General features: G+C 52.4%; 12 protein-coding genes. 10 read left to right on the top strand and 2 right to left on the bottom strand.

Going from position 1 to position 14,362, the window contains the following annotated elements; genetic code table 11:
- Nucleotides 1–53: 53 nt before the first annotated feature.
- Nucleotides 54–800: a serine aminopeptidase domain-containing protein gene (locus J3P35_RS04545; RefSeq protein ID WP_210463173.1), complete on the bottom strand. Its 747-nt coding sequence runs from the start codon at nt 798–800 to the stop codon at nt 54–56.
- A 189-nt stretch (nt 801–989) separates the two neighbouring features.
- Here J3P35_RS04545 and J3P35_RS04540 point away from each other — a divergent pair, with 189 nt between their 5' ends.
- From J3P35_RS04540 to J3P35_RS04495, 10 genes are all read left to right on the top strand, one after another.
- Nucleotides 990–1,952 (top strand): NAD-dependent epimerase/dehydratase family protein, encoded by a 963-nt coding sequence (locus tag J3P35_RS04540; RefSeq protein WP_210463172.1) that lies wholly within the window; start codon nt 990–992, stop codon nt 1,950–1,952.
- 178 nt (nt 1,953–2,130) lie between these two features.
- Nucleotides 2,131–2,862: a DUF3891 family protein gene (locus J3P35_RS04535; protein WP_210463171.1), complete on the top strand. Its 732-nt coding sequence runs from the start codon at nt 2,131–2,133 to the stop codon at nt 2,860–2,862.
- 86 nt (nt 2,863–2,948) lie between these two features.
- A complete protein-coding gene (locus J3P35_RS04530; RefSeq protein ID WP_246849949.1) occupies nt 2,949–3,278 on the top strand; it encodes a thioredoxin family protein in 330 nt (109 codons plus the stop codon).
- Nucleotides 3,279–3,360: 82 nt separating this feature from the next.
- The gene (locus tag J3P35_RS04525) at nt 3,361–4,794 is read left to right on the top strand and encodes a DUF4403 family protein (protein WP_210463170.1); all 1,434 of its coding nucleotides are present in this window, start codon (nt 3,361–3,363) and stop codon (nt 4,792–4,794) included.
- A 326-nt stretch (nt 4,795–5,120) separates the two neighbouring features.
- Nucleotides 5,121–6,086: a YihY/virulence factor BrkB family protein gene (locus J3P35_RS04520; protein ID WP_210463169.1), complete on the top strand. Its 966-nt coding sequence runs from the start codon at nt 5,121–5,123 to the stop codon at nt 6,084–6,086.
- Nucleotides 6,087–6,357: 271 nt separating this feature from the next.
- On the top strand, nt 6,358–7,014 hold the full coding sequence (locus tag J3P35_RS04515; protein ID WP_210463168.1) for a hypothetical protein: 657 nt from the start codon (nt 6,358–6,360) through the stop codon (nt 7,012–7,014).
- Nucleotides 7,015–7,315: 301 nt separating this feature from the next.
- The gene (mnmD, locus tag J3P35_RS04510; protein WP_210463167.1) at nt 7,316–7,990 is read left to right on the top strand and encodes a tRNA (5-methylaminomethyl-2-thiouridine)(34)-methyltransferase MnmD; all 675 of its coding nucleotides are present in this window, start codon (nt 7,316–7,318) and stop codon (nt 7,988–7,990) included.
- A gap of 842 nt (nt 7,991–8,832) precedes the next feature.
- Complete coding sequence (locus J3P35_RS04505) at nt 8,833–11,343, top strand: S9 family peptidase (protein ID WP_210463166.1); 2,511 nt, start codon at nt 8,833–8,835, stop codon at nt 11,341–11,343.
- A 480-nt stretch (nt 11,344–11,823) separates the two neighbouring features.
- Entirely contained in the window at nt 11,824–12,411 is a 588-nt protein-coding gene (locus J3P35_RS04500; RefSeq protein ID WP_210463165.1) for a hypothetical protein, read from the top strand.
- 57 nt (nt 12,412–12,468) lie between these two features.
- The gene (locus J3P35_RS04495) at nt 12,469–12,852 is read left to right on the top strand and encodes an SRPBCC domain-containing protein (protein ID WP_210463164.1); all 384 of its coding nucleotides are present in this window, start codon (nt 12,469–12,471) and stop codon (nt 12,850–12,852) included.
- Between the two features lie 93 nt (nt 12,853–12,945).
- Here the strand turns inward: J3P35_RS04495 and J3P35_RS04490 are convergent, their stop codons facing one another.
- On the bottom strand, nt 12,946–14,361 hold the full coding sequence (locus tag J3P35_RS04490; protein ID WP_210463163.1) for a SusD/RagB family nutrient-binding outer membrane lipoprotein: 1,416 nt from the start codon (nt 14,359–14,361) through the stop codon (nt 12,946–12,948).
- Nucleotide 14,362 lies beyond the last annotated feature (1 nt).

The raw sequence follows: 14,362 nt of genomic DNA, 5'->3' as shown, positions 1-14,362 counted from the left end.
TATGTTGTTTCTGGCCTGTTTCCTGAAAAACAGCCTCAAAATGGGTTTTCTGTTCAGTTGGTCCGCAGAAACTGCGCAATATATTGGATTATCTGCTGCTTTTGGTTGGCGGTGGCTCCGTCCCATAGGTCATTATGGAGCGTATTTTCCAGCTGTATAACTCTGATTCCAAACTTTTCTTGCTCAACAGCCGTGGGCAACACCCCGGCATCAGCGGGCTGGTCACTGGAACGCAACGTGAGGATGCGGGGTTGGCGGGTTCTGGGCAAACGCACCCGACGGTTATCCAGTGAGATGACTTCCCGCACCTGTTCTGGATACTCCTGCGCAAACAGCATGGCCATGTCTCCGCCGTTGGAATGGCCCACCAACAGCAACTCACCTTTATTCAAGTCCGGCGCTCTTCTTTCCAGTTCTTGCACCACAAACCTGATGCTCTGCACCCCGCGCTGCCAATGGGGCAGCCTGGTTTCATACACCGGACCGCTGAGGGGCATGGGCGCATCTGAGGGAAGTTCATGCTGAATACTGGCCACCAGATATCCCTGGGAGACCAGGTAATTAGCGATAAAGGAATAAGCCGTGTTTTTACCGCCATACCCATGGTTGAGCACCGCCAGCTTCTGCTTTGTTTTGGCGTCCTTTTGCAAAAAACGGCCCGAATACAGCACCACCGGCACAGCTCTGTTTCGGGAGGCATCCAACAGGTCCAGCGTTTGGGTGTGGACAGCTACTGGGGCTTCTACCGTGCCAGGATTCTCCTTCCATTTGGTTTCCGCACTGTGTGGCGCGCAACCCATTGCACAGAAGCCTAAAACAGAAAAAAGAAGGAGCCGTAACCGCATGCAAAGAGAGTTGTGTCAGAAAAAGTAAGGGAGTTTGCCAGGTGCCCTTCTCGTTTACTCACCAAAGATACAAAACCTGTCCACTCTCCCTATTTTTTGGAGCCACTTGAATAACGTACATTTGTTTTCCTATTCAGCACTTGCATGTCAAAACAGAAAAATGCCATTTTAGTGATAGGCGCCTGCGGCCAGCTAGGCTCTGAACTCACCCTTGAATTGAGAAAGTTATACGGCGATGCCAACGTAGTAGCCGCCGATATCCAATACCCCAAGCAAGCCGATCTGCGCGAGACCGGGCCTTTTGAGATTGTGGACGTGCTCACCCCGCAGCACCTTACTGAGCTGGCCTCGCGCTACAAGTTCAAGCAGATTTACCACTTGGCGGCCATCTTATCAGCGACGGGCGAGAAGAACCCCAAGTTTGCCTGGCGCCTGAATATGGACGGCCTCTTCAATGTGCTGGACTTCGCGCTGGAGCAGAAAGTGGAGAAAGTGTACTGGCCTTCGTCCATCGCGGTGTTCGGGCCCAATACGCCGCGGCAGAACACGCCGCAGGACACCATCATGGATCCCAACACGGTGTACGGCATCAGCAAGCAGGCCGGCGAGCGTTGGTGCGAGTACTACTTCAACAAATACGGTCTGGATGTGCGCAGCCTGCGTTACCCCGGCCTCATCGGCTACAAAGCCCTGCCCGGCGGCGGCACCACTGACTACGCCGTGGATATCTACCATCAGGCTTTGGCTACCAACACCTACAAGTGTTTCCTGAGCGAGCACACCCGCCTGCCCATGATGTACATGCCAGACGCCCTCAAGGCCACCCTGGACCTCATGCACGCGCCCGCCGAGCAGGTGAAAGTGCGATCCTCATACAACCTGGCAGCCATGAGCTTCACCCCTCAGGAGATTGCATCCAGCATCCAGCGCCACTACCCAGACTTTACCATCACCTACGAGCCAGACATGCGCCAACAGATAGCAGATTCCTGGCCGCAGAGCATTGATGACTTGGCCGCCCGCCAGGATTGGGGCTGGAAACCGCAGTACGACCTGCACACCATGACCGATGACATGCTCCTGCACCTTAAACGCATCAACAACTAAGCCTTAGCCGCTTTGGCCTCCAGCTTACCCAAAAATCCCTGCCGACCTGAAAACTGGCAGGGATTTTTGGTTTCTGCCCTCTTTTTCAGAAAACTGGCCCTAAACGGCCCCACTCTCTCTCTTTTGCGCCGTACAACTTTCCGGCTTCCGGCTGTAGCAACCGGCCACCCATAAAGCTATGATTGTTAACCCCCATGAGAGAGGCTGGGAGATTATCTACCAGCAGGCCCACGCCCTTTTGGCCGCCGAGATAGGTTTTGCCTGGCTACCGGAGAAGCGGCCGCTTTATTTTATGCAGACGCTGGCGGCCATCGCCCAGCACGATGACGGTCAGCAGGACCTCACGGGCCGCTACGCCCTCACCCCGGCCGGCGCGCCCGCCAACTTCACGCAACTGCCCTTTTGCCTGGAGCAGGCGCAGCAGGTCATGAAAGAAGCCCGGTTCCAGGGCCGGTGGCGCAGCCTGCTCACCAGCATGCACCTGTCTTTCCTATACGAGGAACTGCGCGGCCAGAAAAAAGAGTGGGATGCTTTCCTGGATGAACAGCTCCTCTGCCAGAAGAAATGGCGGCAGGGCCTCAAGGTAAAGAAAGCCCAGGCGCAATATGCCTATGATTTCATGCAGTGGTGCGACCGCCTTTCCCTTATTCTGTGCCGCAATGAGCTGCCCGAAATGGAGCGCGCCCTGGAGGTAAGTAACGGCCCGGACCAGGTGAAATACGAGGTGGCGCTGCTGAAGAACGGCACCGTACGGGTAACGCCGTGGCCTTTCAGGGAGAAGCAGGTGAACCTGTGCGTGGAGGCCCGCTGCCTTACCCAACTGCAGTTCTCCTCAGACCAGGAACTGGACAAGGCACTGTGGCAAACTCCTGTTGCCAGAAAAGAATGGCTCCTGCAAAAAGAACCCTAACAGGCCTTTGGGGCGGCTAGAACAGCATTTTCTCTCAACTCAGGGCTGTTTTCCACGTTACCGATAGTTTAACGAATGCATTTTACATGATGGCCATCCATATATCTTCCGATAACGAACTGCGCTCCCTTATCTTTGAGAAAGACCGGGTCATTGTCAAATTCATAGACAAAGACTGTCTTATCTGCAAAGCCCTGGCTCCCTCTTTCAAGGAATTCTCAGAGAACCCCATGTACAGCGATATCACCTTTCTGCAGATGGACGCCTCTGAGAACCCGGTTTCCAGCAAGGAGGTGAAACTTACCGGCACGCCTTTCTTTGCCATTTACCACAAAGGCACCCTGCGCAACTGCGCCCTGCTTTCCTCTAAAGAAGACGTCCGCGAGTTCCTTGACCAGCTCCTGATGGCCCAATAATCACGCGGTTTATGCTTACTTTTGCCAAAACAGCCGTAAAACAACATCGGCTTATTACCAAGGCATCAACATTTTAGACGGCATGCGAGGGCGCTCTTTTCATTTTTTATTTATTGTTCTGCTGTGCGTCTGCGTACTGCCCGCCTGCCAGAAGTCAGCGTCGCTTAACGTGCCGGCCCCCGAGGCCCAGGTTTCTCCCCCGCCTCTGCCAGAACCCCGGCTCTCCACTATCACCTTGCCCATCACCATCCCAGTCTCGGCCTTGGAAGGTATTCTGAACCAGGAACTCACCGGCGTTATTTACCAGGACGATAACCTGCAGGACGATGACCTTATGGTGAAAGTGACCAAGGCCGGACCCATGAAACTGCGCTCTGAGTTCAGCAAGCTGTCTATGGAGGTTCCGCTCAGGATCTGGGCCAAAGGCCGATGGCAGTGGAACGCCTGCGAGCTGTGCAAAAACATCCAGAAAACTGAGGAGACCGAATTTGAGGTGACCGTACGCACCGACAGCCGCCTGCAGCTCCTCCCCGACTACAACCTGAAAAGCTACACCAGCGGAGATTTCGCCTGGGGCGCCCGCAAACCCACGCTTTCTTTAGGACCGCTTCGGTTGAACCTGGCTCCATTCATAGAACCCAAGCTCAAGGCCCAGCTCGCTCCTATGCTCCAGCTGCTGGACCAGGAACTACAGAAGCGCGTGCCCCTGCCCACTTACCTGGCCCAGGCCTGGCGCCAACTGCAGGATCCGTTACTTTTGAACGCCCAGTACAACACCTGGCTCTCCGTGGAACCCAAAGCCGTGCGCCTCACCCCGCTGGAGCTTCAGCAAAACAAACTAAGCCTGCAGGTAGGCATAGATGCTTTCCTAAAGGTTTTATCGGGCCAGAAACCAAGCCAGACTTTAGTGGCGCTGCCTAACTATACTCCCACCCGCACGCTGCCCCAGGTGGCCCAACTCAACATAGCCAGCGATGTTTCTTTTGCTTACCTCAACCAGATACTGGAGAAAGAAGTGAAAAACCAGAAGTTCAGCTTTGAAGAGGGCAAACACCAGCTCACCATCCATGACGTGGCCATCAGCGGGAAAGGCACCCAATTGCTGCTGGCTTTGGACGTGAGCGGCCAGACCAAGGCATCTTTCCTCACGAAGAAGTTCCAGGGCAAGGTATGGCTGCAGGCTACGCCGTTCTATGACCCCGCCACCCAAAGCATAAAGGTACAGAACCTGGAATACACCCTGCAGACCAGGGACAAACTGGTGAACACCGCCCAATGGCTCCTGCAGAACAAGTTCAAAGCCCAACTGGAAAAGCAGATGGAGTTCCCGGTCAAATCCCAACTAGCCAACCTGCGCCAGGCCCTCCAAGCTGGCCTGAAGGAAAATCAACTGCAGGAAAGATTCCTGCTCCGCGGCGCCGATTTCACCCTGGAGCCGGATACCCTGTACGTGACCCCCACCGGCGTGCAGACGCACTTCCTGGCCTCGGGGCAGCTCACGCTTTCATTTCAATGAGTGATTGAGAGATTGAGATTGAGAGATTGAGTGAATGTCTGAATGGGGGATGGTTTCAATGAGTGATTGAATGATGTCTGAATGGAGGATGAATTGAGCATGATTTCCTAAAAACAGGCCCAAAACAAATTACCAGTAAACAAGTGGCACCTGCCAACCTTGGATTACTCCGGTAGCACCATCAATCATCTTTCCATTTCCAATCACTCAATCTCTCATTCATTCAATACATCATTCATTCCCAAAATCGCTCATTCCTTCAAAAAATCAACAATTAGGCGCTTGTTGCCGTAGTTTCAGATATTTCATCCCTGATTCTGAACTGAATGGCTAAATATACCGCAAAAAGCATCCTTGATCTTGTTAAGAACTCCGCCTCTGAGTTCATGAAGAACAACTCGCTGCGGCTGGCGGCGGCACTCTCCTACAACACCATCTTCTCCCTCCCGCCCCTTCTGTTTATCGTGGTGCGGTCGGCAGGCTACTTCTTTGGGGAAGAGGCGGTGAGCGGTCAGCTTTACAACCAGATCAAAGGGATTGTAGGGTCAGAGGCCGCCACAGAGATCCAGAACATGATCTCCAAACTGCACATGGAGGGCAGCAGTCCGCTGGGCACCTGGATAGGCATAGGCACGCTGATCTTTGCCGGTACCACTATTTTCGTGACGCTGCAGGAGTCATTGAACCAAGTGTGGAACCTGCAGACCAAAGCCAAGAACGGCATCCTGAAACTGGTCATAGACCGCATCCTGTCTTTGGGCATGATCCTGAGCGTTGCTTTTCTGCTGCTGGTGAGTTTGGTGGTGAGCGCCATGATTGGCATTCTCACCGACTACATGCAGAAACTGCTACCTGGCATAGCCGTGGTTTTCATCTACATTCTGGATGTGGTGGTGTCACTGGGGCTTATCTCGCTGCTTTTCGCCCTCATTTATAAATACCTGCCAGATGCCCACATCCGCTGGCGTGATGTCTGGGTGGGTGCCATTATCACCGCAGTCCTGTTCCTGGTAGGCAAATACCTCATTGGCTGGTATCTGGGCCGAAGCGACTTCAACAGCTCTTATGGCGCGGCGGGCTCCTTGGTGGTACTGCTCTCCTGGGTATACTACTCCTCGCTCATTATCTTCTTCGGGGCCGAGATCACTCAGGAATACGCCGATAACTTCGGACAACCTGTTACCCCCAACCATAACTCCGTCAGGATTGAAGTGCGGGAAATTCCCTTTGATGAAACCCCCGAGGCGCAGAACTCCGGCCGGCCACCTTCACAGGGGCGTTTCAGAACCTAGTTGTTTAGGGGCTGTAGAAGAAAAATCGGCTCTTAAACGGTGTAATACCAGTATAAAGTGGGTACCTCAATACGCTGGTCATCCTTCGGCCGGGATGACATGGGCCGACTTTGAAAAAATACCAAAAAACCCGCAACGCTTAGGGGTATCCAAGAGTATAGTGGTCATGAAAGCAGGATTATTTTTTTGCGCTTCTGTGTAGCTTTGCAAATCGTTTTTTGTATATTAGAATACAATTCTGACTAAGTTTCTTATCATTTCTAACCTGGGTATGTGGCGGCTGATTTTGCTTTTGTGTTTAATCCCACTAGGGGTGCAAGCTGGCTGCCAGGGCAACCAGGAACCAGATACGCCGCGGGTGGCAAGGGCAGCAGCTAGGCCCAGGACCACAGCTCCCAAAAGCACCTATGCCCCCAATTTCAACAACACCGCCAGTATGGAGGCGTTCTATCAACGCATAGAACTGCTGGAACAGGAGCATCCGGAGGTCATCAAGGCCACCGCATTTATCTCCAACCCTTTCCTGCCCGTTGAGGAGCCCGTGCTGCAGCAGTACGCTGCCCAGGTGCGCACCAAGTTTGAGGTCCTGAAAGACACCATTCATAACCAGCATAACGCCCGCTACATAGACACGCTCTTCCAGCTCAACTTTGACTCCAGTACCGTGGAACTGTACTACCCTATGTACACCAAGCGTTTCATGCTTTCTTACGCCGATATCAAGAGCCCTAACCTACCCCTGAAGAACGGCATCAAGGTAGGCTGTACCCGCCAGGAACTGCTACAAAAACTCATGGGCTACAAACTCTTCATCAAAGAAACCAAGAACGTGGTGGAAGTCTGCGACTGGGAACGCAACTCCTGGCTCAGGTTCCATCTCTCCAAAGGCAAAGTGAGCAGCATTCAGTACGAAGGCTACATTGATTAATTAGGAATGGGGAATTAAGAATCAGGAATTTCTGATCCGGGCATTTCCAGGTTGGTGTGTTTTCCTTTTAGAACATCAAAAGTCTTAATTCATCCTTCTTTCAAGGAGAGTATAATCTTTGCTTTGCGCCTATTTTCTGAAAAACAGCAGTTAAACAACTGTCTAGGCCAACTGCAGTCGTAGGATATCTATGTGCACTTTCTGTCTTTCTGTTTTAAGGTTGTTTTACCAAAAGCGGCCTTAAAACCCTCTAATTCTTAATTTCCGCTGCATTCCTGCTTGCTAATCCGTAATTTGCTTCATGAACCTGGAAGTAAGACAAACCAAAGACGGCTCTACCACCCTTTTTGTGCCGGAACTGAACGAGCATTACCACTCGGTGCACGGGGCACTGCAGGAGTCTTTGCACGTGTTCATCAAAATGGGTTTAGAGGCCACCCTGGAACGCCAGTCTACCGTGCGACTGCTGGAAGTTGGGTTCGGGACAGGTCTTAACGCCTTGCTCACGCTGCAACACACCATGGCCACCAAGGCTACCGTGGAGTATGACACCCTGGAGAAATACCCGCTTACCCCCGAGGTAGTGGCCCAACTGCAGTTTGATAAATTCATCCTCAACCCCGAGCTGCTGGATTTCTTCGTGCCCCTGCACAATACCCCCTGGGAGCAGCCGGTAACCATTACCCCACAGTTCACCCTCCGCAAACTGGAAACCGATCTGGAAGCCTTCTCCCCCGCTCCGGAAAGCTACGACCTCATCTATTTCGATGCCTTCGCCCCGGAGAAGCAGCCCCACCTCTGGACCGACGCCATCTTCCAGAAAATGCACGACTGCCTCAAGCCCGGCAGCACCCTGGTCACCTACTGCGCCAAAGGCAGCTTCAAACGCAGCCTCAAAGCCGCCGGCTTCACCGTAGAAGCCCTCCCCGGCCCTCCCGGCAAAAGAGAAATGACCCGCGGCGTGAAAGCCAACTAAGTTCTGGGGCTGATTTTCTGAAATCGAGCTTCAAACATCAATTCTTGGCAGCCTAAAGTAGGTAGCTGAGCCGCATGGTTGTTGGTGATAACACGAACAACGGCAAGTGGGTTGGCAGGAGAACGGTAAGGAATCTAGGGGCACCTCTTGTGGGTGCCCTTGACAGCAGTTGCCAGTTATTTCTGGTAGCAATTGGCTATTGAGGTGGCCCCGTGGGAGACAAGGCATGCCTTGTCTCTACATTCCCAAACAGATAATAACAGGCAATTCTAGTGTTATTCTCCCGTCCGGAGGACGATAAAGGCATTGCAGCGGCTCTAGAGCCAAGGCAGGCACATGCAGGGAGGCGGAGGTTGGGCGCATGCGTAACCCAACCTCCGACGAGCGCAGGCAGTGGCTTCTCAAATTGCAGTGGCGTAAGGTAACGATGCAACAAATTGCTTTAGCAAGGTGGTACTGGATTGAAGCCTCACTGTCCGAGCGTCAGCGAGTTTGAGGCTTCTTGATTCTTTTGGTTACTTTTCTCATCAAGGAGAAAAGTGACAAACGCTCGCAGGCCGCGGCTGCAGCCTTGAGGCTTGGCAAGGAAGGAAGTAGGAAGTAATATCTCCAAAGTGGTTTTGAGGCTCACGCCTCACTGCAGTTGCAAACTGCAGGCCATGGTAGGTTCAAGTCTCAGACGTGAACCAGAGAAAGAGAGGTTAGAAGGATAGACACCCCTGCTTCCCTTTCCAAGAAAAAGCATTTAAAATGACTTTAACTAACTGGCACCTAATGGCAGCCCAAAAATTCAAAGACCGTTTCGTATCTTCAAGCTTCCAAACACCTACAAAACCCTTTACATGAGAATTGTTTACACGCTGGCCCTCTTCTTAGGGGCTAGTCTGGGGCTTTTCGCCCAAACGGGGCAACCCCAGAAAGCCAACTACCAGCTGGCTTCCCGCTTCTCGCCAAAAAAGCTGGAGAAGCTTATTTTTACCACCAGCCTGGATCCGCACTGGCTGAAGCAAACCGATCGGTTCTGGTATCAGTATGAGACCTCCAACGGCAAGAACTGGTACATCGTGGATCCGGCCACCAAATCAAAGCAGGCCATCTTCAACACAGACCAGTTGGCTGCAGCCATCACTACTATCGTACGTGACCCGTTCGATGCGCAGCACCTGCCCATTGAGAACCTCAAGTTCACCGAGGACGAAAAGAACGTGCAGTTTGAGGTGAAGAGCACCATTGACCAGGTAAAGAAAGACCGCCTAGATAAAAAGGCCGCTGACTCACTGGAGAAGAAAACCTTCTACTTCCAGTACAACCTGGCCACCCGCAAACTCACCGAGTTGAAGGACTACAACAAGCCTAAACGTAAGCCTATGTGGGCCTCCATCTCCCCAGACCAGAAGTTTGTGGTGTTCGCCAAAGAGCACAACCTGTACTGGATGGACCGCGCTAACTACGAGAAAGCCCTCAAAAATGAGAAGGACTCTACCATTGTAGAAACCAAGTTCACCACCGATGGCGTGGAAAACTACTCTTACGGCGACTCTCAGGGCGAAACCAACGTGGAGCGCGAGAAGAACAAAAAGAACCGCAAGCCCGCTTTCATCATGTGGTCGCCGGATTCTAAGTACTTCCTTATGACACGCACCGATGCCCGCAAGGTGAAAGACCTCTGGGTACTGCACAACACCGCCACCGGCCGCCCTGCGCTGGAAACCTACAAATACCAGATGCCCGGCGAGAAAGAGGCGCCAATCAGAGAATTACTGTTGTTCAACTTCGCAGATAAAACCGCCAAGAAAATCAATACCGCGGCTTTCAAAGACCAGGAGATTTCGGTGTGGCCAGCGCCCGCCAAGCAAAGCTCCCGTGATGACGAGTTCCGCGCCAACCTGTGGCACGGCACCAACAACAAGGTCTATTTCACCCGCACCAGCCGCGACCTGAAGAAGATTGACGTGCTTTCTCTAGATGTTCCATCGGGCACCGTAAAGCCTTTGATTGACGAGCGTTTCAACACTTATGTAGAGGTAAGCCGCGTAGGACTGGTGAACGGCGGAAGTGAGTTGATCCATTGGTCTGAGCGCGATGGCTGGGGCCATTTCTACCTTTATGACGGCAACGGCAAACTGAAAAACCAGATCACTTCCGGCGCTTACCACTGCGAGGAGATCGTGGGTATTGATGACAAGGCCCGCGTCCTGTATTTCACCGCCAACGGCCGCGAAGCCAAGGAAGACCCGTATTACCTGCACCTGTACCGCGTGAACTTTGACGGCTCTGGCCTGAAACTGTTGAACGGCGGCAACTTTGACCACCAGGTGAGCATGAACGACAGCCGCAAGTTCTTCGTGAACAATGCCTCTCGCGTGAACACCGTACCAGTTTCTGCGCTGTATGATAGCAACGGCAAAAAAGTGATGGACCTGGAGAAAGCCGATCTGTCTCGCCTCATGACTACCTCTTACAAGTTCCCTGAGCCTTTCATCGTGAAGGCTGATGACGGCGTGACCGATCTGTACGGAGTAATGTACAAGCCTTTTGACTTCGACTCTACCAAGAAGTACCCTATCATTGAGTACATCTACCCAGGCCCGCAGACCGAAGCCGTGAACAAAGCTTTCGGCCGCAGCATGGACCGCATGGACCGTTTGGCGCAGATGGGTTTCATTGTGATTACCGTGGGTAACCGTGGTGGGCACCCGGCCCGCTCCAAGTGGTACCACACCTTCGGCTACGGCAATCTGCGTGACTACGGTCTCGCTGACAAGAAAGCCGCCGTTGAGCAACTGGCAGATAGACACAAATTCATTGATATCAACCGCGTGGGCATCACCGGTCACTCTGGTGGCGGGTTCATGTCTACTGCCGCCATGTTAGTGTACCCAGACTTCTTCAAGGTGGCCGTATCGGGTGCCGGGAACCACGAGAACAACATCTATAACCGCTGGTGGTCTGAGAAGCACCACGGCGTGAAAGAAGTGATTACCGCCAAAGGCGACACCACCTTCCAGTACACCATCGACAAGAACCCGGAGTTAGCCAAGAATCTGAAAGGTCACCTGCTGCTTACCCACGGCGATGTGGACAACAACGTGCACCCTGCCAACAGCATCAGAATGGCCGATGCCCTCATCAAAGCCAACAAACGCTTTGATTTTGTGATCATGCCGGGTCAGCGCCATGGCTACGGCGACATGACGGAGTACTCCTTCTGGATGACCGCTGATTACTTCTCTAAATACCTCCTTGGTGACTTCTCTCAGCCGGTAGACATCATGGAAATGAACAGAGAGGCCGAGCAGAACAACAAGAGACCTTCAGCCAACAGAACCGCTCAACCTGAAGACGAAGAATAACCCTTCATTACCTTAGCACCAAAAGCCGCAGCCTGTTTAGACTGCGGCTTTTTTTATTTCACTGGCTTTAGGAAAATCAGCTGCTTTCTTCCATCTCCACGAAAGTTCTCAACCCAGCTTCTATAACGAGTGGTTCACTTCTTCGTCCCCCTTTGAAGGGGGTAGGGGGATGACAAGGCCGCTTGAAGAACCGATAACTTCTGCCAAGAGCATTTACCCTCCATGCGCAAGGGCAACCACAAGGGATTGCCCCTACATTTTAGGAACGCCATTCTCTGCATAAGTAGTCATCCCAGGCCTTCAAAGGGGACAATAGGCCTAATCGGATCTTTGGTTATGGTTGGCTAAGACCATCAATCAACTCTTAACTGGCGCTATATTTCAGGGCTTTTTTCAGGAAAAGGAGGCAAAAACGGGTTTCATATCTACATGCCACTAGCCACTAATCCTTTTATATACTGTTTTCCGTATAAAGCATCTATGAAAAAACTGCTCCTCGGTTTGCTGACTTTGCTTTGCCTGTTTACTTCCTGCTCCAGAGAAAATGCCGTTCAATATGAGACCAATCCGTCTGCCGATGCGGTAGCGGCTTCGCCTAGCGTTTCTTTTACCAGCTTCGCCGGGGAACTACCCGCGCTGACTTTGCCTTTCAAGGCGACCTGCTCTTTTGAATACACCTTCGGGGCCAGGTTAGACACCACGGTGGCCGGCAGTTACCTTAAACCGCACGAGATTCCTTACCGCCGGTTGCCAATCAACCAAGACGTGACTGCCCTCCTGGTGCTCTTCCCGTCAGATGAAACCGTGCCCAGGATCAGGACTTATAACCAGGAGGGAACCCAGCTAGATGAACAGGATTTGAAATTCAACCCCTGCGGCGAGGAGCCCGGCTTTAAACACAGCGAGCAATTCACCATCCAGAAGGACTTCACCATTGAGCACCTGGACAGCACCACCCGGTGGCAATTTGATGCAGCGTACAACGAGGTGCCCAACACCAGAAAGCTCACCGTCACCCGCAAACGCTTCAAGATTTCGCCGCAGGGAGATATCACTGAAATAAAGTAACCGGCGGCAGCACCAGGAACCTGCCGTAGCTTTTACCTTCGCGCAACTGTTTATTCTATGAAAGACTTCAAGAAATATTACCTGCTGCCGGCCACGCCGGAAGAAGTGTATATAGCCCTCACCAACCCCATTACGCTGGAGATCTGGACCGGCGAAACCGCCGAGATGTCCACGGAACCCGGATCGGAGTTCTCGCTCTGGGAAGGCAGCATTGTGGGCAAGAACCTGGAGTTTGAGGAAAACAAGAAACTGGTGCAGCAATGGTATTTTGAAGGCGAGCCCGAGGATTCCATCGTGACCATCAAACTGCACCCGCACAAGCAGGGCTGCTCCATGGAGGTAAAGCAGACCAACATCCCAGACGAGGCCTATGATGAACTGGTGGAAGGCTGGAACGATGCCTACGCTGGCGCTTTGCTCAATTTCTTTGAGGAGCAGTAATTAACTCCCTAACAGCGTTTCCTTTTTTTGACCTGATTTCACAAAAAAGGTCGGTAAACTACCGGCCTTTTTCTTTTGTGCTTTTACGTGGGGTTAGTCTTTGTCCCACCAAACTTTGCCGTACAGGCCATCAGTGCCCCCAAATTGGCGCTGTACTGCCTCCTTGTAGTTAGCTTCGTTCGTGAACAGCTCAGTGGTGGCATAGCCTTGTCTTGTAGGGATGGCCGTTCCGCCGGGGCTGATCAGCTCATTGGGGTAGCCGGTCCTTCTCCACTCGGCCCAGGCCTCAAACCCGTGCATGTACAAATGCACCCAACGTTGCTCGGCAATCTGCTCCAACGCCGTTGCGGGGTCATACTGCACATCTGGTTTGGTTAACAAAGCATTGGCTGCGGCAATGGCAGATGCTTCGGAAAAAGTTGGGCTAACGGTCCACTGAATCACCGAATTCCGGATGGCCAGGTCATAGTTGGTTTTAGCTTCGGTGTCGCCACCGGCAATCCAGCCTAGTTTAGCGGCTTCGGCTTTGGCAAACAACAGTTGGGCGTACGTCACCAGGTGAATGCTGGCATCCTGTTTCCAGATAGCAGTTCCCAGCAAGGATACCGCCGTGGTGCTTAGGTTCTCCGTTTTCCCGAACTCCTGCCCTACGTACTGACCGGCCGAGTTTTTATCACCGTAAACCGCCAGCCTTGGGTCTTCTACCGGCTTCATTTTGTCTACCAAGGTATTGCTCAAAGCCCACCATTTCCTGTTCTGAGTGAAGACCTGCCCGTACCAGTAATTTTGGTTGTTTGCATCTGGCAGGTGCTTGAACACCAGGTTATCATTGTTAGACGTCATGATGCCAGCGGTCAAAGCCTTATTGAACTCCTCGCTCCCTTTGGTTGGGTTCACCTTAGATAGACGCAAGGCCATGAGTAACCTGATGGAGTTACCCAGTTTTTTCCACTTGGTCATATCACCGCCATAAATGATGTCATTGGTGATGTTCCCGGCTACTATGCTTTTGTCAGCCTCATCTAAAAGCAAGAACAGGTTGTTGTAGATAGATTCTTGGGTATCGTATTTAGGCGTAAGGTTTTCTTTGCCTTGCAGGGCCTCTGAGTACGGCACGTCTCCCCATCTGTCTGTGATGTGCCACATGAAATAGGCTTTCAGGATTTTGGCCACCGCCAGTTGGTTCACGATAGGTCCTTCTTTCACATCCAGGTTCTGGGACTTTAGCACAGATTCCAGGTTCATCAACGGGCCTTGGTAGAGGCCATAGAAACTGGAGCTTACCTGGGTGTAGAGAGACAGGTTGGGGTACTGGGTCTCTGACAGGTACTGGGCATAGTATTCTCCCTGCGGAGACGCGCTCAGTCCTGGCAGGGAAAGTGCCGCGTTGGCAATCAGCTGGGTATTGGAAGCCACTACGGGCAGGTTTGGATTCACGTTCATGTCTCCAAAGTCATTGCAGCTCCCCAAAAGAAAACAAGAGAGCAGTACTATATAAATCTTCTTCATG

This window comes from Rufibacter roseolus, from assembly GCF_017916365.1.
GTDB classification, from domain to species: Bacteria; Bacteroidota; Bacteroidia; order Cytophagales; family Hymenobacteraceae; genus Nibribacter; species Nibribacter roseolus.
This window is presented reverse-complemented; position numbering and strand designations above follow the sequence as displayed.